The following is a 22,294-nucleotide window of genomic DNA, read 5'->3' on the forward strand; positions in this document are numbered from 1 at the left end:
GCGTCAAGGGCCCAAGGTCGTTGCGGCCCCTTGTCTGTCGGCGCATGATCCACCAAGCGAACGGCCCAGCCACGACGACTGCCTACCGGACATCACGACCAGCGTAGCGAAGGAGGAAGGGATGCGCACGACCCGATCGATGTGTGTCGCTGCACTTGTGTCATTTCTCAGCACATTTTCCGCCATGGCCGCGGATACCTATCCGCGCATGGCCCCGATCGATGCCTATCTGATGAGCCGTGCCGACGAGATCGCGCTGGCGAAGAGCGCCGCGCCACCGTCGGTCTCCGATCACGCCACGGTGCTCGTCATGACGCGCACGGGTTACGAGACGGCGTCGACCGGCACCAACGGATTCGTCTGCCTGGTCGAGCGCGGTTTCGCGGGCGCGCCGGACTGGAACGAGCGCTGGAATCCGAAGATCCGCGCGCCGGCCTGCCTCAACCCACAAGCCGTGCAGTCGATCCTGCCGATCGACACGCTGCGCACCCAGATGACCCTGGCCGGCAAGTCCGATGCCGAGATCTGGACCAGCATCAAGGCGAAACTGCACGGCAAGGCGATCCCCTCGCTGGCGTCGGGCGCGATGTGTTTCATGATGTCCAGGGGCGCCTATCTCACCGACATGGGCGAACACCACATGGCGCATGTGATGTTCTACATGCCGTTCAAGGAGGGTGCCGAGTGGGGCGCCAACCTGGACGGTTCGCCGGTGATGGGCGGCAATTACTGGTTCTTCGCACCCGAACACGCGAAGGATGCCGCGGCCCTGCCGCCGGTCTCCGTGCTGCTGGTGGGCACCAGCACCTGGTCGGACGGGACGCCCGCACCGCCGCCCGCCATGCCGCAATAAGGCGCGCCGGGCGGCCTGCAAGCTTGATAATTGCTGCAATGCACTAATATTCAGGGCATCCCCTACGTGATGCCCCTGATGATCGATCTCATTGCCATCGACATGGACGGAACGCTCCTCGATTCCGCCCATACCATCCCCACCCGGGTAAAGGACGCCATCGCGGCTGCCCGTGCCCGGGGCGTGCGCATCGTGCTGGCGACGGGCCGACCGTTCTCGGGTATCGAGCTTTACCTCGAAGAGCTGGGCCTCGCCGGCGATGCGGACTACTGCATCACCTTCAACGGTGCCGTGATCCAGAACGCCTCGGGCAGCAAGGTCATCGCCGAGACGACGCTCGGCTACGACGACTACATCTACTGCGAGAAGGTGGCACGCGAGCTCGGCGTGCATTTCCACGTGCTCTACGAACGCAGCATGATGACGCCGAACGCGGACATCAGCTCGCACACGGTCCGCGACGCCTACATCTCGCGCACGCCGCTGATCTATCGCTCGGTCGAGCAGGTGCAGCCGGCGTGGCGCTTCCGCAAGTTCATGATGGTCGACGACGCCGCCGTGCTCGATCGCGCCATCGCCCACCTACCGCCGGAAATGACCGAGCGCTACACGGTGGTGAAAAGCGCCGCGGACTTCCTCGAGATCCTGCATCCGGAAGCCGGCAAGGGCCGTGCCCTCCAGACGCTGGCCGCGCAGCTGGGCGTTCCGGCGGAACGGATCATGGCGATCGGCGACCAGGAGAACGACCTGGTCATGCTCGAGTTCGCCGGCGTCAGTGTGGCGATGGGCAACGCGATCGACAGCGTCAAGGCCGTCGCCGACCACGTGACCGCCACGAACAATGAAGCAGGTGTCGCGCTCGCCATCGAGCACTACGTGCTGTCGGACGATGCCGACCGGTCAGCGGCTCGGCGGAAGGCTGTCGGCCAGTGACGCGCACCGCGTGCGGAGGAAGTCACGCAATTGCGTGATGGCGGGCGTGAGCCGCGAGCGATGCGCGCAGACGAGGTTCAGTGGCGAGGGCTCGCAATGGGCGTTCGGAAACACTTCCCGTAGCCGGCCCGCGGCGAGGTCGCGGATCAGGTCCAGTCGCGACTTGTAGATCAGGCCTTCGCCCGCCACCGCCCAGCGACGCACCGCATCGGCATCGTCGCTCACGCGATTGCCCGAGACGGTGACCGTCTTGTCGCCGCCGGGCAGCGTGAAGCGCCAGCGTTCATGCACCTGTTCGCTCCAGACGAAGCGCAGGCAGTTGTGGCGACGCAGGTCGTCCACGCTCGTCGGCACGCCATGCTGTTCCAGGTAGGCCGGCGCGGCGCACAGCGAACGCCGGTTGTCCTCGATCAGCGACATGGCCACCAGCGACGAATCCGACAGGGGCCCATAGCGCACGGCGGCGTCGACGGGATGCCGGACAAGATCGGTCGCGCGATCGCTCAGGCGCAGATGGATCGACAGACCCGGGTGGCGGTGCTGGAACTCGTCCAGCCAGCCCAGCAACACGTTGCGGCCGAAATCGGAGGAGACGGACAGGCGCAGCGGGCCGGTCAATGCTTCCTGGGTCTCGGCCAGCGCCTGCCTGCCCTGGATCTGGGCGTCCAGCATCGCGCGGGCATGCGGCAGGTAGCGTTCGCCATCTTCGGACAGCTGCATGTGCCGGGTGGACCGGGTGAACAACCGCGCGCCGACCGCCTTCTCGAGCCGCTGCACGGCCACGCTGGCCAGGCCGGGCGCGACATTCAGCTGCCTGGCGGCCTCCGAAAAGCTCCCTGCTTCAACGGTCTGCACGAACATCTGGACGTCGTCGAGCCGGATCATTTTCCCGATTCCGCAGAAAGTGTTAACGATGCAGGCCGATTTTTACTCGATTCCGATAAAGACACAATGAAGCCTTTCCTGCCCAAAGGATCTCCATGAAAGCGATCGGATTCTCCAGCAACGAGCGCGTCGACCACCCGGATGCGCTGCGCGACTTCGACCTCCCCGAGCCGACCCTGCGCGAGCACGACATCCTCGTCGAGGTGCGGGCCGTGTCGGTCAATCCCGTCGACACCAAGGTTCGCCGGAATGGCGATATCCCCGCCGACGGCCCGCGCATCCTCGGTTGGGACGCCGCCGGCATCGTCCGTGCCACGGGTCCTCTGGCGACGCGCTTCAAGCCGGGCGACCGCGTCTGGTACGCCGGCGACATCACCCGGCCGGGTAGCAATAGCGAGCTGCACGCCGTCGACGAACGCATCGTCGGGCCGATGCCGCGGTCGCTGGATTTCGCCGAGGCGGCGTCGCTGCCACTTACCGCGATCACCGCGTGGGAACTGCTGTTCGATCGCCTCCGCGTGCACGAAGCCGACCCGACCGACAACGGCGTGCTGCTGGTCACCGGTGCAGCGGGTGGCGTGGGCTCGATCCTGACCCAACTTGCCCGTCGACTCACCGGACTGACGGTCATCGGCACGGCATCGCGACCGGAAACCCGCGAGTGGGTGCTGGAGCACGGTGCGCACCACGTGATCGATCATCGCAAGCCGTGGGCTGCGCAGCTGGAAGCGCTGGGTATCGAGCACGTCGATTACGTCGCCGGCCTCAACGAAAGCGCGGGCTACGTGCCGCAGATCGCCGAGGTGCTTCGCCCCGAAGGCCAGTTCGCGCTCATCGACGATCCGAAGAACCTCGACATCGGGCCGTTCAAGACGAAGTCGATCTCGATCCACTGGGAGCTGATGTACACCCGCCCGATCTTCACGACCCGCAGCATCGCGCGCCAGCATGCCTTGCTGCGTCGCGTGGCGGAGCTCGTCGATCGCGGCGACCTGGTGCATACGCTCACGCGTCGCATCGATGGCTTCGATGCCGCCGGCTTGAAGGCAGCGCATGCGCTGGTCGAGGCTGGCAGCATGATCGGCAAGGTCGTCGTCGTTCGCTGATCGGTTACAGGACACTCTCCGATGAATGCACCAGTGAACGTGAAGACCGTCGCTACCCATGGGCTTAGCCTGGAAGCGGCTTACGCCCTGCTGGCCGAGGCACGCCGTGCCTGCGAAGCACGCGGCTTTGCACCGACGATCGCGATCACCGACGCGGGAGGCCATCTGCGTGTGCTTGAGCGCGCCGACTCGGCGCCATTCCTCACCGCCGAGGTCGCGGCCGACAAGGCATGGACGTCGGCGTCGTTCGGGCTATCGACGCATGACTGGAACCGCTACATGGGCGAACCCACGGTCGCCCCGCTGGCACACCACCCACGGCTGATGCCCGTGGGCGGTGGCTTGCCGATCTATGTCGACGGTGCGCTGACCGGTGGTATCGGCATTTCCGGCGGGACGTCGGTGCAGGATCACGAGGCGGGGGAAGACGCGCTTCGTGCGCTGGGGCTGCTGGCCTGATTCGTCTTTCCGGGAAGGCGATGCCAGGGAAGGCTGCTGACAATTCCAGGTAGTGGGGGGTGGTATTCCTTGGCGGGAACGTTCTTCCCACACTGCCTTCAAAGGAAACCCCATGGTTGCCCTGTCGCCCACCGCCCTCGACGCCTTCCTCACCCAGCAAGACGACGCGCCCATCGTCATGCTGAACCTGATCCGCTTCGAGCCCGATGGCGGGCGCGAACGGTACCTGCAGTATCTCCAGATGGCCCGGCCGATCCTGGCGCGGTTCGGCGCGAGGATCGTGTTCGGCGGCGATGGGCTTGCCGTGCTTACCGAGGGGGATACGCAGGGCTGGGATGCCGTCGTGCTGGTCGAGTATCCGAACCGGACCGCGTTCAAGACGATGGTGGCCGATGCGGAGTATCAGGTGGCTTTCAAGGTCGGTGTTTCGGCGATTGCGGATATTGTTTTGCAGCCGACCAAACCCTTTGGAGATGTCGTCTCGACTGGCCAGTAGTTGACGTGCAGCCAGCGTGCCGCTCGTGGCGCCGGAAAAGCTACTTCTTCGATACTTTCTTTTTCGGCACGGGCAGCTCGCTGGCGGTAACGATCATGAGCTTCGATAGCCAGTCACGGTCGTCCCACTTGTCGCCCGGGACGAGAATGCACGGCTTCGCGCCTGGATAAGGAAGGCCTTCTTCCCACTTACCGAGGAAGGCCTTGCCTCCATCGGTCGGCTTGACGAAAAGCTGGTCATCCGCGATCAAGGCAATCACCTTTTCGCCGTGATAGATCGCATATTCACCGAACATCTTTTTCGCCGAGACTTTGCCGAGCGATGAAAGCTGGTCGAGGATGAAGTCTGCCGTGCGTTGCTGTGAGCCCATGTGTTTCCCCCTCGTCGCCCTGCGCAGTGTCGGTGATAAACGGTATCGCGATGCGCGATGTCAGAACAGCTCCCCTTGCGGCGAAACAATCCGCGGCGCCACGAACCGCGACGTATCCAGCACCGTATCCCACGCCTTGTGCAGCTCCGCCGTCCGCGTGGCCATCTGCACCTGCTTGCGAATGACGTCTGCGAATACCAACACCACGTTGCGTTCGGCCATCGGCGCGAGGATGCCCAGGGCGCGTTCACTAAGCGTGTTCTTGGTAACGTTGGTGAACTTATGCTTGCATTCGTTGAGCGGCGCCAGCGCCCCACGCGTGAACCGCCATTGCTTCTCGACCGGCCGATACGGATCGGTTCTCCTGCCGATTCTGACCGGTTTGCGAATGTAGTTCATCTTCGCCGGATCGCCGCGCAGAAGCTCAACGAGGTTGGTCTTGGTGAACAGCTTGGCCTCGAAGTCTAGGCCGGTCGTCAGGTTGAGTCAGCCGTGCGAGGGGCGGGCGTAGCAGTGGATTCAGCGATGCAGCGATGCCGCGATGCCGTAGCGTGTTCAAACCTTTTCTGAAGTGCCCATTTCTGAACAAGCTATTGGTTCGAGATCGACACACTCTAGGACCGGGATGCTCGAATCGCCCTCGATGTTCGGCAGGATCGCAGACGATAGCCTCCTCACCCCTTACCACGTTGAATCCCAGCTCTTCTATCATCACGCGCGTTGAGTTCATCGGAGAGCCGCTGAATAATGCACGACGGCTTGCGCGATGAGGCATCAGGACCAGACTTGTGGCACTTAGCCTCAAGATCGAGGACGATTATCAGCTTGAGAAAGAGGCGCGAACTGACCCGTGGAGAGCCTAATTCGTGGATGCTAAAGAAATCACAAGGCGAATCTGTGCTGGCGTACTAAATGCTCTGGATACTAAGCGACTACTTTTTGGCATCGAGGGCGACAGCACCAATAATCCGGAGCTTCGTCCAGAGTACATTACGACAATCGAAGTAGCCAAGTCGCTCACAGATATCGATCATGATGTCTGTGTCGAGGCTCCTATGAAGGATCTGCGTGCGATTGCTCTTATCTTCTCGATGTTGAACGAGCAACCCGGCGAGGTACGAGAAGAAATACGGGCGAAGTATCTTTTCGGAAAGAAAGATAGTAAGCGCTTGGATGTCTTGGTAATGCCGGGGGGTGTGACCGGCCTTCCGTTGCTTATGGTCGAAGCTAAGCTGAGTGTTGGCAATTTCTCTGGCATCAAGAAAGACATAGATCGACTGATCAGGATATTCGATATGTTCAGCGAAGTCGGCGCGTTTAAACCTGGAAGGACGCTATACGCTGCGGCGGTATTTCACGAATGGATCGAGGGTAGTGATGGCGGACGCGCAAGCGAGGCTGGTGCGCGAACGGTAGCAGACATTAAGTCGTACTTATGCACCGTCCAGCACGGCCGTCCATGGCTTTACACAAACGCCGCCCTGCTTGACACAGCAGCACTGATTGTCCCGGCCGTCACTTACGTGGAGTCGTATCCGGACGACACGTACGAAGAAGTTCTCACGAGGAAAAGCCTTACCTTTCTCCCAGGCCTCGTGTTGATGGGTATCAGCCCAGACGTTTCCGACGCGTTCTAGCGGTAGTCTCCATCGAACTTAATCGCTGTGTGGATTCCTGAGTGGGCGCGGCGATGCGGAATCCGGCAGCTGCGCTAGGTACATTTCCATTCGGTTCGCTACGCATCGGTGCAGACGTAAACTGGTCGTTGTCCAAAGCTTCAGGCGAGTAATATCCTTGCCTCAATTCGCAATGCTGTCTTCAACCGACGGCATTAAATTCCCCAGCTCTTGCATGGCTGGCTCGACCGGGGCCTCCTTTCTTGGAAGCCTTTTCAGTTCATTTTGACTCACGCGCTTTAACGTATAGACCTGTTCAAGCATGTGGTCGATCACTGAGAAGGCCGCAGTCACCTGTTTCGGCGTCGCCTTCTCTGCGCTGTGAGTCGCGCTGTTGCCTAGCTCTCTGATGGCATGCAGGCACTGCTCGCCATCCTCGGTGATGAGTGATCGCTCGCGGAGCTTGGTTATCTTCTTGTCAAGGTCGCGACCTTTAACGTTTAGGACTCTACAGAAAGTTTCGACGATATTCCTGATGCCTTGACCCGTCAGGACCATGAGCCCTCCATCGAAGGCCTTGATCGTTTCGCGATAAATCTCAGCAAGCTCGAAAGGCAGTTGCCATATCTCCGCGCGCGGTGTGTAAACATTGCGATGAGGATACTGCTCGCGCGTCGTCAAATATTCTTCTGAACGAGGATCGTAGTCCTCAGAGTTTGTCGAAAGGCGCTGAAAGGACAGCTGATCGCAGCCCTGACACTGGACAATCATGTTTTCCTCTGTCCAGTGGTAGACGTAGCCTGGGGAGTGTTCGCTTCCATGCTCCGTCACACCGGTTATCCTTCGATGCCATGTTTCAACGCGGCAGCGATTGCATGAGTGTTTAAATCGTTCACCTTCACCCGTAGCCTCATATCGTGTTGTTGCGCTCATAATCTCATCCTTCCCTGTGCAGCCTTGTGTCTGGCAACGGCGCTATCATCGACTGTCTCATGACTTCGTGGTCTCTGCCTTATACGTGATCACTACATCACCGCTTGACCCAAGGTGTCTCTGAGAATCTGCACAACTATCTGCTCCTCGTTTCCAAATCCTTGGACGGAGGCGACTGCATCTCGCGCGAGTATGACGGCTCCGCGCCTATCGGACGTACGACGTGCCTTTATCTTATCGATCGTATGGGGTTTCCGCCCGACAAGATCAGATACCGAATCGACGACGTTACCAGTACCGGAAAGCACCGCCTTGGCTGATATGCTTGGCGTGATTCTGATTCCTGATAGCTGAAGTGATTCAACGCGCCATGCCTCGCCAGAATTTCGTTCAAGCAGGCGCAGCCACTGCAATGCGTCGACGCGTGATTGTTCCACGGTCAATCGAAAACCACAGACCTCAGATAGCGAGGAGATGAGTACGTTCGACGATCTAGGCTCGTTCACCATTTCCAGGATGGACTCGCCCGTATTCGCAACGAATGCGTACTGCTTATACTGAATCTGATGAGTGGTGAACTCTTCACCGAAAGGATCAATGTCAGTTATATCGAACTCTAGGCGCTCAACGTACCTGGCTTCGACGTACGTCTTTCTTACGCGGTCGACGACAAATCCTGATGCTCGTTCGGGGTCGAATGGGTTTGTACGTAGTCCTTTTGCTAGCTTCGAGGCGTCCATGGGCCAAGAGGCTGCCATCCAGCGGTGACGAGTCATGCTATTCGTCGCTCCCTATCGGCGTCACGTCCAATGCCTCTGCCTTCGCAAGGCTGCTTTCGGCTGCAGCTTCCAACAATAAAAGTAGCTGCTTTCTCTCTCCATCTTGCGGCGGTCGCTGCGATTTATTGTAGCTGCCATTAGCAAAAGCTGTTACGCCAGTGACACCGTATTTGAACCCCGTACCATCGGCCTTGCCTTCGAATGCTGCTTCAAGGGACAGAATGTGGGGAGGTTTTTCGTTCCGTACGGCCCGCCAGGAGATGGATGTCACGAAAAAACCCTTCGCAATTAGGTCCTGAAACATGCTCGACGCGACCAGATTGTCCCCACTCAGTGCCACATGCTTCACGATACCCAGCATTTCCTGTTCGGCAGCTTTGTTTTCTTCGATTGCTACGTCGAGATCATCCGCGTGAGCGGTGCCAGCTTGCAAAGTTGCGACACGAACTCTCGTGACCGTTTGAAGCTTATGTCCAGCGATGCTCACGATGAGGCTGGTGAAAAACGCCGTCCTGGCTTCGGGAGTTCCGAGGTGGGACACGCGGATTTCTGATGTTGAGATCTTCGGTCTAGAAGTTTCACTTAAGATTCGATTGATTTGAGCGACAATCGTCCGTGACTTTTCCGTGGCGGGAATGCGGACTACCGTCTTTCCTCCTTCGTTGGAGAAAGATAGCTCGGCATCACGCAGGGTCTTCTGTAGAAGACGAGTTCTCGAATACTCCGTCTCCTCGTAACCGACGGCCATGATCAACTCAGTGGTTCCGCGTTTTCGCGCAGCCACATCGTCGCGGGGGTTCAGCCCGTGGTACTTGGCTATGGCGTCTCGTAGTTCGCTCTGCGAAACCTCTTCCGAAAGGGTTACGGTAGCCATACGCTCACCTCGACGTGACGGCTCCCCACGTTTTATCATGCCAGCGACATCGTGGAAGTCATGTTGCAGGAGCGACAAGCGGTCCGCTAACGTCTCGCGAGACTCTCGGTGCGAGTAGAAGATTCCGCGATCTCTCCCTAATTCATGGAGAACGCTCGGAGTCAGACGCTGCTTGGATGCCTGCAAGAGATCGTATATGTCCTTGTCGGTGGCGAACGGGATTGATGGCGGCTTAGACATAATCCATTCCTACCGTGACCTCAGAAAATACGGCTTGGACCTGATTCAGATTGTCGATCTTGATTGCTTCGACCTGTAGCCGGAATTCGCTCTTTTTCTGAGATAGATTAGCGCCGTCACTGGACCCTGATTCCGCCGGCTCGTAATTTGCCACGTAGCGCTGACAAGCTCGTTGGAATACGGCCTTAGTGTGCTGCGCGGCGTTCAGCGTTCGAATACGGATTTCCGCTGATCCGATCAGTTGATAGTGGCGAAGATAGTCGAGAAGGTACAGAAACTCTTCTTCGGAATCACCTGCACGCCGGTAGTAGATTAGGATGCCTTCAACCGCCGTCAGTGGGCGGCGGTACTGCATGATGATCCATGGGCCGGTTAGCATCTCGAGTGTTGCGGCCTTGGCCTGATCTCTCTGCACGTTCGCGTGCCTGTCGAGATCCGGGTAATAGAACCTGCAGTGCTCGTACATAGGCACGCTGTCGTCGCCTTTACGCCCGCGCAGCTGGCGAATATCCATAGCCACGTTGTTTATCCAGAATACGTCTTCTGGCCCGAATACCGCGATAGAAGTGCCTTCGGCTAGGTCTAACTTTTCGTTGCGGTAGCCTGCTAGGTGCGTTCCGAAATCCTTATCGTATTGCCCGTCGTGGTTGTAGATGAAAAGGAGGCCTCGGACGTTTGGTGTGTGTCCTTCGTGTAAGTAGTTTTCTTGCCACGATTCGCTTGTCTCGGCGCACATGGCCTGTCGGGCAAGGCTACGCAAGGCTCCTTGGACAGATGCGCTAGTTATCGTTTTTTTTCCGTAGCTCTTGAGGTCGCAATGCACGTAGGTACGGCTTCTCGAGTACGGCTCGTCGTAGTAAAAGACAACGTCCGCTGGATGCGTCTCTGTGCCATGCAGCTCTGGCACACTGCAAGCCCAGTTGATGTTTTTCGGACCTACTCGCTCCCACATGAATTCGCCAAAGATGTCGTCGGCTAGGCGCTCAGCCATCTTGGCCTTGTTTTCGTTTTCCCCTGCCATCCTCGCTATCCCCATCCATTAGATGTACAGCTATTTGCCGATTTTTCACCTTCCTTTCCGCTGATGGTCTCAGCGCACGTCGGAACGTTTCTGGAAGGTGATATCGCCCCTACCGCTCATACGAGCCCACATCAAGACGGGCAAGTGCCGTCTCCCCCTGTCCAATCCTACTGCTTATCGATTCAATTTTTCCCGAGCGCCCTTCGGTACGCAAATGTAGATTTGCGACATCCCACGGACGGTATGGATGCGTCGCGTGCGCGCGCATGGGACAAACCCGAGCTATGTCCCATCGACTGCGCGGTAGCAATCATCTGGTCCTGGGGCCGTCCGCCGGCGGCCCGGATTTCGAATGTATCGGTATATACCAGAAACCAAACTACGATCTCATCGGGGCGCTTAGCTAGAAATGCTGCTTTCGGATCTGCTTACTCAACATGGTCAAAACAGCTCTCCCTGCGGCGAAACAATCCGCGGCGCCACGAACCGCGACGTATCCAGCACCGTATCCCACGCCTTGTGCAGCCCCACCTTGCGGGTAGCCACCTGCACCCGCTTGCGGATGATGTCCGCGAACACGCCCTGCCCGCGCATGCGGGTCGCGAAATTACTGTCGTAGTCCTTACCGCCATTCATCTGCTGGATCAGGCTGATGATGTGCGCGGCGCGATCGGGGTAGTGCAGTTCCAGCCACTCGCGGAAGAGCTGCTTCAGTTCATGCGGTAGGCGCACGCAGGTGTAGCCAATCGAGTTGGCGCCGTTTTCCGCGGCACGCTCGATGATGCCTTCCACGTCCTTCTCGTTAAGCGCCGGGATGATCGGCGCGACCAGCACGCCCACGGGCACGCCGGCGTCGCGTAGCGACTTCACCGCCTGCAGGCGACGATGCGGAGCCGATGCACGTGGCTCGAGCTTCGACGCGAGCTTGTTGTCGAGCGAGTTAACCGATACGAACACCTGGACGAGGTTGCGTTCGGCCATCGGCGCGAGGATGTCGAGGTCGCGCTCGATCAGCGCGTTCTTCGTCACGATGGTGCACGGATGGTTGCACTCGTTGAGCAGCGCCAGCGCCGCACGGGTCAACCGCCATTGCTTCTCGATCGGCTGGTACGGATCGGTGTTGCTGCCGATATTGATCGGCTTGCAGGTGTAGTTCTTCTTCGCCAGCTCACCGCGCAGGATCTCGGCGAGGTTGGTCTTGGCGAAGAGCTTGGTCTCGAAGTCGAGGCCGGCCGACAGGTTGAGGTAACCGTGCGAGGGGCGGGCGTAGCAGTAGATGCAGCCGTGCTCGCAACCGCGATAGGGATTCAACGCCTGGTCGAAGCCGATGTCCGGTGAGTCGTTGCGCGAGATGACGCTGCGCGCGAATTCCTCGCGGACGCTGGTGGCGGGGCGGCGGTCGTCTTCCTCGCGGTGCCAGCCGTCGTCCTCGGCCTGGTAACGCGTGGATTCGAAGCGGCCCTCCGGATTGGAGGCGGCACCGCGGCCCTTGTGCAGGCGGGTCATGGGGATGGGCTCTGACATGTGTACAAATGTACGTCATGTCAGTCTCACTGGCTACGACACGGCCTGTTTGGCTAAGCTCGGGTGGGAGGGCACAAGGAGATGCCATGTTACGACCACTAACGCTCTGCTTTACAACGATTTTCCTCATCGGATCGCTGCCCGCCCACGCCCAGCTCAATCCGTCGCAGAAGGCCCAGGCCCAGCAGGACATCGACCGTCAGCTGAAGGCGTTCAAGCACGATCCGAGCGCGACGACACCGCCGCCGAAGCTGAAGGCGTCGATCCACAACGCCACGCCGGAACAGTACGACGAGTACAAGAAGCTGAAGAAGGACGCGCAGGGGCGGTACGTCAACGATCCCAACGACCCGCGTAGCCCGCTCTACCAGCTGGGCCCCAAGCAGGAGGCCAGCGGGCGGTACAACCCCGCGGATGGCGGGGTGAACCATCGGTCGGATTGTGCCCAGCGGCCGCATCCGGAACTGGATCCGTGGTGCCGGACGTTGTCGCCGTCGTTGGGGCGGTGAGTGGAACGGTCGCGCCGGGGCGCGCCCCAATGTAGGAGCGCGCCTGCGCGCGATGCCCCTATCGATCAATGCTCCAGCGGCGCGTCCTTCGTCTCCCGCACAAAGAACAACCCCACCACGAACGTCATCAGCGCAACGATCACCGGATACCAGAGCCCGTAATAAATGTCGCCCTTCCACGCCACCAGCATGAAGCCGATGGTCGGGACGAAGCCGCCGAACCAGCCGTTGCCGATGTGGTACGGCAGGCTCATCGAGGTGTAGCGGATGCGGGTGGGGAACATCTCCACCAGCCAGGCGGCGATCGGGCCGTAGACCATGGTCACGTAGATAACCAGCACAGCCAGCAGCAGCACCAGCATCGGGTAGTTGCTCTGCGCCGGGTCGGCCTTGGCCGGGTAGCCTGCAGCCTTCAGCTGGTCGTCCACCTTGCCGGTGAACGCCTTCTGCTGCGCGGTGAACGCCGCCTTGTCGACGCCCGCGCCTTCGAACGACTCGATCACCTCGTCGCCGATCTTCACCGTCGCCAGCGTGCCCGACGGCGCCGCCGCGTTGCTGTACGGGATGCCCTTCTTCGCCAGCACGCTCTTGGCCACGTCGCAGGAGCTGGTGAAGGTGTGCTTGCCGACCGGGTCGAACTGGAAGCTGCACGCATTCGGGTCGGCCGTGACCACCACCGGTGCCGTGGCGGCAGCGGCTTCGATCGCGGGGTTACCGAAGTGGGTGAGGCCCTTGAAAATCGGGAACATGGTCAGCGCCGCGATCAGGCAACCGGCCAGCACGATCGTCTTGCGTCCGATCCGGTCCGACAGCCAGCCGAAGAACACGAAGAACGGCGTGCCGATGAACAGCGCGCCCGCGATCAGCAGGTTCGCCGTGGTCGGGTCGATCTTCAGGCTCTGGGTCAGGAAGTACAGCGAGTAGAACTGGCCCGTGTACCAGACGACGGCCTGGCCGGCGGTGGCGCCGAGCAGGGCGAGGATCACCAGCTTGAGGTTCTTCCACTGGCCGAACGCTTCGGTCAGCGGCGCCTTGGACTGCTTGCCCTCGGCCTTCATCTGCTGGAACACCGGTGACTCGTGCAGCTGCATGCGGATGTAAACCGACACGCCGACCAGCAGGGCCGAGATCAGGAACGGGATGCGCCAGCCCCAGGCATCGAACGTGTCGGCGCCGAGGCCAAGGCGCGTGCCGAGGATCACCAGCAACGACAGGAACAGGCCGAAGGTGGCGGTGATCTGGATGAAGCTGGTGTACAGGCCACGCTTGCCGTTCGGTGCGTGCTCGGCCACGTAAGTCGCCGCGCCACCGTATTCGCCGCCGAGCGCGAGGCCCTGCAGCAGGCGTAGCAGGATCAGCAACACCGGTGCGGCCACGCCGATCGTGTTGTAGCCAGGCAAGGCACCCACCAGGAAGGTGGACGTACCCATGATGATGATGGTGACGAGGAAGGTGTACTTGCGGCCGATGAGGTCGCCGATACGACCGAACACGATGGCGCCGAACGGGCGCACCGCGAAGCCCGCCGCGAACGCCAGCAGCGCGAAGATGAACTGGCTGGTGTCGTTCAGTGCGGTGAAGAATTGCTTGCCGATGGTCGCGGCGAGCGAGCCATACAGATAGAAGTCATACCATTCGAAGACGGTGCCCAGGCTGGACGCGAAGATCACGCGTTTGTGGCTGGTACCGATGCTGCCGTCGGCACGCATGCCGGATGCGGTGGTTGCCATGGGGACTCTCCGTCAGAACTTGTACATCGCGTTGAGGGTGTACTCGTTGCCGGTGTCCGTCTGGCGGCCGAGGCCATTGGTCGTCGTCGAGTTGAGTTTGGAATGGATCAGTTCGCCGCTGAAGTCGAACGGCCCCGTGCTGTACTGCAGGCTCAGCGCCTGCTGGCGGTTCTTCAGCAGGCCCGCGGTGTTCGCCGCGCGCCAGGCCAGCACGTCGCCTTCGTTCGGCTTGCTCTCGGAAGCGAACGCGTAAAGCGTCCAGTGCTTGTCGAACTTGTAGCCGACCTGGGCCCAGTAGCCCTTGTCCTTGATGTCGCCGAACTGAGAGAGGTCGCCGAACAGCTGGCCGATCGCGTTGCCGGTGTAGAGGGCGCCCTTGACGATGAAGTTGCCGGGCATCCACATGCCGCCCAGTTCCACGGCGGTGCTCTTGATGTTGCCCTTGATCGGCGTGACGGTGTTGCCGTCGACACCATGCAGGTCCACGCGGCTGTAGTGGCCGGCGAGGAAGACCTGCCAGTCCTTGCCCTTCGCCGTGAGGCGTGCCTGGATCTGTGGCTTGAAGCCCGCGTTGCCGGCGGTGAGGTAGTTGGTGGTCGCACCCGGGCCGTTCCAGCTGCCCTCGTAGGCACCCAGGTCGAAGCGCCACTTCACGCTGCTCTCGGAGCCCTTGTTGAGGTCCTGCATCCAGGTGATGCCCGGGTAGCGCCAGCCGATCAGGCCGGTGCCGTAACCCAGCGGGAAGGCGATGTGCGACAGCGACTGCGGTACGTAATCGAGCGGGAACAGCAGCTGCCACATCTGGCCGATGCGGAAGGTGGTGCCCGAGTCGACGTTGCTGATGTCCATGTAGGCCTGGCGCAGGCGCTGTTCCGGCTGCGAGCCCGCGTAGGCGCCGGTGCCGTTGAAGCCGCCGAAGAAGTCCATCTCGAGGCGACCGGAGCCGGTCCAGTTCTCGTTGAACCTCGCCCCGGTGAAGTCCAGCCAGAAGCGCGTGTTACGCACGTCCACGCCGGTGATCGAATTGGCCTTGCCGGCCGAGCCGGGCAACGGGTATTCCGCATTCTGGCCGTTGCCGTACTGGTAGTTGCCGTCCTGCTTGAAGCCGCTGACGTTGATGAACCCGTGCAGGGCAAGCGATACGCCCGGCGTGGTGCCGGTGGTGAAGCTCGGCTTGGCCGGCACGGCGGCCACGGTCTTCTCGACCTTGGTGACCTTCTCGTCGGTGGCCTGGGCCTGGGTCTGCGCGGCCTGGGCCGTGCTCGCCGCCTCGGTGGTCGCGGTCTTCTGCTCCTGGATCATCGCTTTCAGTTCGGCCAGCTGTTCTTCCAGCTGGTTCACCCGTTGCTCGAGCTGCGCCTCGCGACTCGTGGTCTTTTTCGACTTGGCCGACTGCGCGTGTGCGAGGTCCGGCATCGCTGCCATCGGCAGCATGAGCGCGCAGGCAACGCTGAAGGCGATGGCCTTGCGGCCACCGGAATGCGTGGTCTTCATCAGTGGTCTCCCCAACCCTTGGCACGCCGAGCATGTGACAGGGGCGTCAGCGCATCCATTCGCCAAAGGTCGAACCTCGACCAAAGTCGTAAAGGGTTCGCATCCGCGTGTTGCGCTGCGACGTTACACTCAGTGCCCACGCCCCACGAACGTATCGACGCAGGAGCCAGCATGTCCGAGATCCACCCGGTTGATCCCGCCTTTGCCGCCAGGGCGCGTATCCGCAAGGACGACTACGAGCGCATGTACGCGCAGTCCGTCCAGGATCCGGAGGGCTTCTGGAAGGGCATGAGCGAGCGCCTCGACTGGATCGTGCCGCCGACGAAGATCAAGGACGTCTCCTTCGACCCCAACGACCTGCACATCCGCTGGTTCGAGGACGGCCAGCTCAACGTGGCCGCCAACTGCCTGGACCGGCACCTGGCGACGCGTGGCGACAAGACCGCCATCATCTTCGAGGGCGACGACCCCAACGAGTCGCGCAGCCTGACCTATCGCCAGCTGCACGCCGAGGTCTGCCAGTTCTCCAACACGCTGAAGAACCTGGGCGTGGTCAAGGGCGACCGCGTGGTGATCTACCTGCCGATGATCCCCGAGGCTGCCGTGGCCATGCTGGCCTGCGCCCGCATCGGTGCGATCCATTCGGTGGTGTTCGGCGGCTTCTCGCCGGATTCGCTGGCCAGCCGCATCGCCGATTCGAAGGCCAAGCTCGTGGTCACCGCGGACGAAGGCTGCCGCGGCGGCAAGAAGATCCCGCTGAAGGCCAACGTCGACGAGTCGCTGACCCGGCCGAACACCAACAGCGTGGAGACCGTGATCGTGGTCCGCCGCACCGGCGGCGCCATCGCCTTCCAGTCGCCACGCGACCGCTGGTACCACACGCTGATGGAAGGGCAGTCCAGCGAGTGCCCGGCCGAGCCGATGAACGCGGAAGACCCGCTGTTCACCCTGTACACCTCCGGCTCCACCGGCTTGCCCAAGGGCGTGCTGCACACCAGTGGCGGCTACCTGGTCTACACCAGCCTCACCCATGAACTGGCCTTCGACCTGCGCGAAGACGACATCTACTGGTGCACGGCCGACGTGGGCTGGATCACCGGCCACAGCTACGTGGTGTACGGGCCGCTGGCGAACGGCTCCACCGTGGTGATGTTCGACGGTGTGCCGAACTATCCCGATTTCAGCCGCTTCTGGCAGGTCGTCGACAAGCACAAGGTGACCCTGTTCTACACCGCGCCCACGGCGATCCGCGCCCTGATGCGCGAGGGCGACGCGCCGGTGCAGAAGACCTCCCGCAAGAGCTTGCGGATCCTCGGCACGGTCGGCGAGCCGATCAATCCCGAAGCCTGGAACTGGTATTACCGGGTGGTGGGCGAAGAGCGCTGCCCGATCGTCGACACCTGGTGGCAGACCGAAACCGGCGGCTTCCTTATCACGCCGTTGCCTGGCGCGATCGACCTGAAGCCCGGCTCGGCGACGCTGCCGTTCTTCGGCATCAAGCCGGCCATCGTCGATGCCGAAGGCAAGGTCCAGGACGGTGCGTGCAGCGGCAACCTGGTCATCACCGATTCGTGGCCGGGCCAGATGCGCACGGTGTACGGCGACCACCAGCGCTTCGTCGATACCTATTTCAAGGCGTACCCGGGCAACTACTTCACCGGCGACGGCGCGCGCCGCGACGAAGACGGTTACTACTGGATCACCGGCCGCGTGGACGACGTGATCAACGTCTCCGGCCACCGCATCGGCACGGCGGAAGTGGAGAGCGCGCTGGTGGCGCATCCCAAGGTCGCCGAGGCCGCCGTGGTCGGCTGCCACCACGACATCAAGGGACAGGGCATCTATGCCTTCGTGACGCTCAATGCGGGCGAAACGGGTAGCGACGAGCTGAAGAAAGAGCTGATCGCCGGCGTGCGCAAGGAGATCGGGCCGATCGCCGCACCGGATTACCTGCAGTGGGCGCCGGGCCTGCCGAAGACGCGTTCGGGCAAGATCATGCGCCGCATCCTGCGCAAGATCGCCGAGAACGCACCCGACCAGCTCGGTGACGTGTCCACGCTGGCCGATCCGGGCGTGGTGAAGAACCTGGTGGAAGAAAGACTGATCAAGTGAGCGATGTACTGATCGCCGATGACCATCCGCTATTCCGCGACGCCTTGCAGCGTGCGGTTCTGGCGGCGCTTCCGGATGCCACTGTGCATACGGCCGACAGCGTGCCGGCGTTGTTCTCGCTTATCGAGTCGCTGCCGGACGCCGACCTGCTGTTGATGGACCTGCACATGCCGGGCGCGCGCGGCTATTCCGCGCTCGCCCACATCCGCGGGCAGTACCCGGGTTTGCCGACCATCGTGGTCTCCGGGCATGAAGAAGCGCAGGTGGCACGCCGCGCGCTCGCGCACGGTGCGTCGGCGTACATCCCGAAGTCGGCCGCCGTGGACGACATCGTCCAGGCCGTGCGTACCGTGCTCGATGGCGACGTGTGGCTACCGCACCAGCTGATGGGCGGGACGGTGGAGCTGAAGCCGGACGAAGCCGATGTCGCCGCGCGCGTCGCCTCGCTCACGCCGCAGCAGTTCCGCGTGCTGAACATGATCGCCGAAGGGTTGCTCAACAAGCAGATCGCTTACGACCTTGGGGTTTCCGAGGCCACGGTGAAGGCGCATATGACGGCGATCATGCGCAAGCTGGGAGTGTCGAACCGCACGCAGGTTGCGCTCGCGGCGTCGCATCTGGATGTCGAGAAAGAAGCGTTCCCCGGCACCACCGAGTAGGAGCGCGCCTGCGCGCGAATGCTTCTTGCGCGCCGGTTCAACCTTGTAATCTTTTTCCACAATCACGCAATAAATAAACGTCCCTACAAGAACCCTTCGCGCGCAGGCGCGCTCCTACAGGGAGCCGGCGTGGTATCAGGCGGCGTGGGTACCGGTGCGTTTCGCCAACGCGACAAGCATCGCGCGTAGCGCTGCCGGCTTCACCGGCTTATGCAACAGCGGATAGCCCATCTCGCGTGCCCGCTGTTTCAGCTCCGTGCTGCCGTCCGCGGTAACCATCGCCGCCGGCGGCATCGGTGACACCTGCTCGCCGATCATCTGCAGCGCGGCGAGTCCGTCCAGGCTTTCACCGAGGTGGTAGTCGGCAAGGATCAGGTCGACATGCGTTTCGCGCAGGATAGCCAGCGCCGCGTCGACATCGAGCGCGACACGACAGTCCACGCCCCATCGACCTAGCAAGGCCTTCATCCCGTCGAGGATGCTCTCGTCGTTATCCAGGCAAAGCACCGTCAACGGCAGTTGTTCACCGCCGGGCCTGGCGACGGTCGCCGTGCGTTTGCGTGCCGTCGGTTCGGCACGCGGTACGGTGATGCTGAACGCGCTGCCATGGCCAACCCGCGAGCGTAGCCCGAGCCGGTGGCCAAGGATGCCGGAAAGTCGATCGCAGATGGAGAGGCCCAGGCCGAGGCCTTTTTCACCCCACGGCGAAGGCCGGTCGATTCGCTGGAACTCGCCGAAGATCCGCGCCTGTTGTTCGGCCGCGATGCCGGGGCCGCTATCCCACACTTCGATGCGCACATCCTTGCCATCGCGACGCACGCCGAGCACGACGCCGCCCGAGCGGGTGTATCGCAATGCATTGGACAGGAAGTTGGCGACGATGCGACGCATCAGCTGCGCATCCGAGCGTACGGCAAGCGTCGTGGGAATGACGCGCAACGTGAGGCCACGCTGTTCGGCGACGACCGCGAACTGTTGACGCAACGAGTCGAACAGATCCGCAAGCGCGAACGGTGCGATCTCGGGTCGATAGCTACCCGCATCCAGTCGCGATACATCGAGCAGTGCATCGAGCAAGTCTTCCGCGGCACGGAACGACGCGTCGATACGCTCGGCAAGCTGCGCCGCTTCGCCATCGAGGCCAGGATGCTGTCGCAGCGCGGAGGTGAACAGGCGTGCCGCATTCAGCGGCTGCAACAAGTCATGGCTCGCCGCCGCAAGGAAGCGCGTCTTCGATGCGTTGGCGGCCTCCGCTTCGCGGCGTGCGATCGCCGTCGCATCGAGTGCTTCGGACAGCTCCGCCGTGCGATCGGTGACGCGTTGTTCGAGCGTTTCGTTCGCATCGATCAACGCGAGCTCCGCGTGCTTGTAAGCCGTGACGTCGGTGAACGTCGTCACGAAGCCACCGCCCGGCAGCGCGCGACCGCGCATTTCAATTACCGTGCCATCGGGACGCACGCGCTGGAACAGATGCGGCGAACCCGCGCGCATGTAGCGAATGCGTTTCGCGACGTGCTCGTCGACCTCGCCGGGACCACACTCGCCATGCTCGGCGTTCCAGCGGATCAGGTCCGCCACCGGCAAGCCGACGTAAACCATGCCTTCCGGATAATCGAACAGCTCGAGGTAGCGTCGATTCCAAGCGACGAGGCGCATGTCGCCATCGACCACGCTGATGCCTTGCGACACGTTCTCCAGGGTCGTGGAGAGCAGCTCGCGATTGAAGCGAAGTTCCTGCGACGCTTCGTCCATCAACGCCATGGCTTCGGCGATATCCAGGCCCGTGCCGGAGAGGGCTCCCATCAACATGCGCCGCGCGCTGGCGGCACCGACCGCGCTGGCCAACAGGCGCTCGGTGAACTGGATCAGCGGACGATCGGCCGCGTCGGTCGGCGACAGCGTGATGCCGTGGCGCTGGCCGTACTCGTGGAACGCGCGCTGGGTGACCCGGTCGCCGACGATGCGCCCGGCGATGGTACCGAGGTCGCGCACGGTGACGCGGCCACGCCAGTCACCCGCACCGCTGACGCTGCGTACGAAGGGGTCGACGAACAGCGCCGCATGCAGGCGTTCGGCAACACTGGGACGAAAGCGCAGCGATATGAAGACCAGGCAGCCGACGTTCGCGAGCAAGGACCAGAAGGTGCCGTGCGTGACCGCTTCCCAGCCGGAAAGATGGAACAGTTCGGTCGGTCGCAACCAGGCGAAGCCGAACGGGCCATCCTGCATGATCGCGCTCGACAACCAGCCGGCGCGAATCATCGCGGGAAGCAGCAAGGTGTATGCCCACGTGGCGAAGCCGGCGAGCAGGCCGACATACACACCGACGCGACTCGCGCCACGCCAGTACAGCGCGGACACAATCGCGGGTGCGAACTGTGCCACGGCGGCGAACGAGAGCAGGCCGGTCGCAGCAAGGTTTTCCGCGCCGGCGATGATCCGGTAATACACGTAGGCCATCGCGGCGAGGCCGACGATCGCGATGCGGCGGATCAGCAACACCATGTGCGAGAGGTCGCCGCGCTGCTCGAGGCGCAGGCTGCGGATGCGTAGCAACGCCGGCATCACCAGGTCGTTGCTGATCATCGTCGCCAGCGCGACGGCGGCGACGATGACCATGCCGGTGGCGGCGGAGAATCCACCCACGAAGGCGAGCAGGGCCATGCCCTTGCTGCCGAGTGCGAGGGGAAGATTGAGCACCCAGGCGTCGACATGTCCCTGGGTTACCGAGGGCAGGCCCAGGCCGGCACTGACGATCGGCAGGACGCCGAGCGAGATCACCACCATGTAGGCCGGGAACAGCCAGCGCGCACGACGCAGGTCGCGTGGGTCTTCGCATTCCACGACGCCGATCTGGAACTGGCGCGGCAGGCAGAACATGGCGCAGAACGCGAGCAGGGTTTGCGCGACGAAGCCTGGCGGCATGCTGCCTTGTTCGACCTGCATCACCGGCGCGCGCAGTGTCTCGACCAGCCCCGGTCCGTGCAGGTAGGCGTAAAGCGCAATGCCGACGAAGGCGAGCAGCTTGACCAGCGATTCGACGGCGATCGCCAGCATCATGCCGTGGTGATGTTCCGTCGCGTCGATGTTGCGCGTGCCGAACAGGATCGCGAACACGGCGAGGAGGGCGGCACACCACAGCGCGGTGTCGCCGAACCACCAGTTCGATCCCTCGCCGAGCACGTTGAACGACATCGCCACCGCTTTGAACTGCAGGGCGATGTACGGAATGATCGCGACGACGGCGATGATCGCCACCAGCGCGGCGAGGCCATGCGACTTGCCGAAGCGCGCGGCGATGAAGTCGGCGATGGAGGTGATGTTGCGCTCGCGCGCGACGAGGACCAGCCGCTGCAGCAAGCCGAAACCGAAGACGAACAGCAGCAGCGGGCCCAGGTAGATCGGCAGGTAGGCAAGGCCCGAGCGCGCGGCCGTGCCGACGGCGCCGTAGAAGGTCCACGACGAGCAGTAGACCGCCAGCGCGAGGCTGTAGACCACCGGGCGCAGGCGCGGCTGGCGGGGGTAGAGCGGCCGGCGGTCGCCGAGGTACGCGATCCCGAACAACAGGCCGACGTACAGCAGCGCTACCAGCAACAGAAGCCAGCCTGCGATCACGGATGTGGGTCCCTGGATGTCACCGGGCCATTCTACCCAGCGCGCGTGCGACCGCGGGCCCGGATGGGGCCATTCGGGCTAGCATG

Annotated in this window: 20 protein-coding genes; 9 read left to right on the plus strand and 11 right to left on the minus strand. The window is 62.2% G+C overall.

Features of this window, described 5'->3' with window-relative positions; translation table 11 throughout:
- The first annotated feature begins 184 nt into the window (after positions 1 to 184).
- Both KPL74_17380 and yidA read left to right on the plus strand, forming a co-directional pair.
- Positions 185 to 853 carry a hypothetical protein gene (locus KPL74_17380; GenBank protein QWT19506.1) on the plus strand — a complete coding sequence of 223 codons (669 nt, stop codon included), beginning with the start codon at positions 185 to 187 and terminating at the stop codon, positions 851 to 853.
- A 78-nt stretch (positions 854 to 931) separates the two neighbouring features.
- Positions 932 to 1,786, plus strand: coding sequence for a sugar-phosphatase (gene yidA, locus KPL74_17385; protein QWT19507.1), 855 nt, complete (start codon positions 932 to 934; stop codon positions 1,784 to 1,786).
- On the opposite strand, the gene KPL74_17390 is transcribed toward yidA, so the two are convergent.
- Positions 1,754 to 2,671: a LysR family transcriptional regulator gene (locus KPL74_17390; protein QWT19508.1), complete on the minus strand. Its 918-nt coding sequence runs from the start codon at positions 2,669 to 2,671 to the stop codon at positions 1,754 to 1,756. The genes yidA and KPL74_17390 overlap by 33 nt on opposite strands.
- Positions 2,672 to 2,766: 95 nt before the next feature.
- Between KPL74_17390 and KPL74_17395 the strand changes: the two genes are divergently transcribed.
- The 3 genes from KPL74_17395 (at position 2,767) to KPL74_17405 (ending at position 4,732) form a co-directional block, all read left to right on the plus strand.
- A complete protein-coding gene (locus tag KPL74_17395; protein QWT19509.1) occupies positions 2,767 to 3,777 on the plus strand; it encodes a zinc-binding alcohol dehydrogenase family protein in 1,011 nt (336 codons plus the stop codon).
- Positions 3,778 to 3,798: 21 nt separating this feature from the next.
- Positions 3,799 to 4,236, plus strand: a complete 438-nt coding sequence (locus KPL74_17400) for a heme-binding protein (GenBank protein QWT19510.1) — start codon at positions 3,799 to 3,801, stop codon at positions 4,234 to 4,236.
- Between the two features lie 112 nt (positions 4,237 to 4,348).
- Positions 4,349 to 4,732, plus strand: a complete 384-nt coding sequence (locus KPL74_17405; GenBank protein ID QWT19511.1) for a DUF1330 domain-containing protein — start codon at positions 4,349 to 4,351, stop codon at positions 4,730 to 4,732.
- A gap of 40 nt (positions 4,733 to 4,772) precedes the next feature.
- On the opposite strand, the gene KPL74_17410 is transcribed toward KPL74_17405, so the two are convergent.
- Together KPL74_17410 and KPL74_17415 are read right to left on the minus strand one after the other, a co-directional pair.
- Positions 4,773 to 5,102, minus strand: a complete 330-nt coding sequence (locus KPL74_17410) for a TfoX/Sxy family protein (protein QWT19512.1) — start codon at positions 5,100 to 5,102, stop codon at positions 4,773 to 4,775.
- 60 nt (positions 5,103 to 5,162) lie between these two features.
- Positions 5,163 to 5,501: a hypothetical protein gene (locus tag KPL74_17415; protein ID QWT19513.1), complete on the minus strand. Its 339-nt coding sequence runs from the start codon at positions 5,499 to 5,501 to the stop codon at positions 5,163 to 5,165.
- 467 nt (positions 5,502 to 5,968) lie between these two features.
- Here KPL74_17415 and KPL74_17420 point away from each other — a divergent pair, with 467 nt between their 5' ends.
- On the plus strand, positions 5,969 to 6,739 hold the full coding sequence (locus tag KPL74_17420) for a hypothetical protein (GenBank protein QWT19514.1): 771 nt from the start codon (positions 5,969 to 5,971) through the stop codon (positions 6,737 to 6,739).
- Positions 6,740 to 6,901: 162 nt separating this feature from the next.
- On the opposite strand, the gene KPL74_17425 is transcribed toward KPL74_17420, so the two are convergent.
- The 5 genes from KPL74_17425 to KPL74_17445 form a co-directional block, all read right to left on the minus strand.
- Positions 6,902 to 7,651, minus strand: a complete 750-nt coding sequence (locus KPL74_17425) for a DUF4145 domain-containing protein (GenBank protein QWT19515.1) — start codon at positions 7,649 to 7,651, stop codon at positions 6,902 to 6,904.
- 92 nt (positions 7,652 to 7,743) lie between these two features.
- Complete coding sequence (locus KPL74_17430) at positions 7,744 to 8,427, minus strand: hypothetical protein (protein QWT19516.1); 684 nt, start codon at positions 8,425 to 8,427, stop codon at positions 7,744 to 7,746.
- A gap of 1 nt (position 8,428) precedes the next feature.
- The gene (locus KPL74_17435) at positions 8,429 to 9,304 is read right to left on the minus strand and encodes a hypothetical protein (protein ID QWT19517.1); all 876 of its coding nucleotides are present in this window, start codon (positions 9,302 to 9,304) and stop codon (positions 8,429 to 8,431) included.
- A 232-nt stretch (positions 9,305 to 9,536) separates the two neighbouring features.
- The gene (locus KPL74_17440) at positions 9,537 to 10,565 is read right to left on the minus strand and encodes a hypothetical protein (protein ID QWT19518.1); all 1,029 of its coding nucleotides are present in this window, start codon (positions 10,563 to 10,565) and stop codon (positions 9,537 to 9,539) included.
- A 441-nt stretch (positions 10,566 to 11,006) separates the two neighbouring features.
- Positions 11,007 to 12,071, minus strand: coding sequence for a PA0069 family radical SAM protein (locus tag KPL74_17445; protein QWT19519.1), 1,065 nt, complete (start codon positions 12,069 to 12,071; stop codon positions 11,007 to 11,009).
- 104 nt (positions 12,072 to 12,175) lie between these two features.
- On the opposite strand from KPL74_17445, the gene KPL74_17450 reads away from it, so the two are divergent.
- Positions 12,176 to 12,598: a hypothetical protein gene (locus tag KPL74_17450; protein ID QWT19520.1), complete on the plus strand. Its 423-nt coding sequence runs from the start codon at positions 12,176 to 12,178 to the stop codon at positions 12,596 to 12,598.
- Positions 12,599 to 12,663: 65 nt separating this feature from the next.
- On the opposite strand, the gene KPL74_17455 is transcribed toward KPL74_17450, so the two are convergent.
- On the minus strand, positions 12,664 to 14,328 hold the full coding sequence (locus KPL74_17455) for an MFS transporter (protein ID QWT19521.1): 1,665 nt from the start codon (positions 14,326 to 14,328) through the stop codon (positions 12,664 to 12,666).
- 12 nt (positions 14,329 to 14,340) lie between these two features.
- Positions 14,341 to 15,822: a hypothetical protein gene (locus KPL74_17460; GenBank protein ID QWT19522.1), complete on the minus strand. Its 1,482-nt coding sequence runs from the start codon at positions 15,820 to 15,822 to the stop codon at positions 14,341 to 14,343.
- A gap of 171 nt (positions 15,823 to 15,993) precedes the next feature.
- Between KPL74_17460 and acs the strand changes: the two genes are divergently transcribed.
- Positions 15,994 to 17,934, plus strand: a complete 1,941-nt coding sequence (gene acs / locus KPL74_17465; GenBank protein ID QWT19523.1) for an acetate--CoA ligase — start codon at positions 15,994 to 15,996, stop codon at positions 17,932 to 17,934.
- Positions 17,931 to 18,593, plus strand: coding sequence for a response regulator transcription factor (locus KPL74_17470; GenBank protein ID QWT19524.1), 663 nt, complete (start codon positions 17,931 to 17,933; stop codon positions 18,591 to 18,593). The genes acs and KPL74_17470 overlap by 4 nt, the downstream gene beginning before the upstream one ends.
- Positions 18,594 to 18,728: 135 nt before the next feature.
- On the opposite strand, the gene KPL74_17475 is transcribed toward KPL74_17470, so the two are convergent.
- A complete protein-coding gene (locus KPL74_17475; GenBank protein ID QWT19525.1) occupies positions 18,729 to 22,208 on the minus strand; it encodes a hybrid sensor histidine kinase/response regulator in 3,480 nt (1,159 codons plus the stop codon).
- Positions 22,209 to 22,294 lie beyond the last annotated feature (86 nt).

It is taken from the genome of Bacillus sp. NP157 (assembly GCA_018889975.1).
GTDB lineage: Bacteria > Pseudomonadota > Gammaproteobacteria > Xanthomonadales > Rhodanobacteraceae > Luteibacter.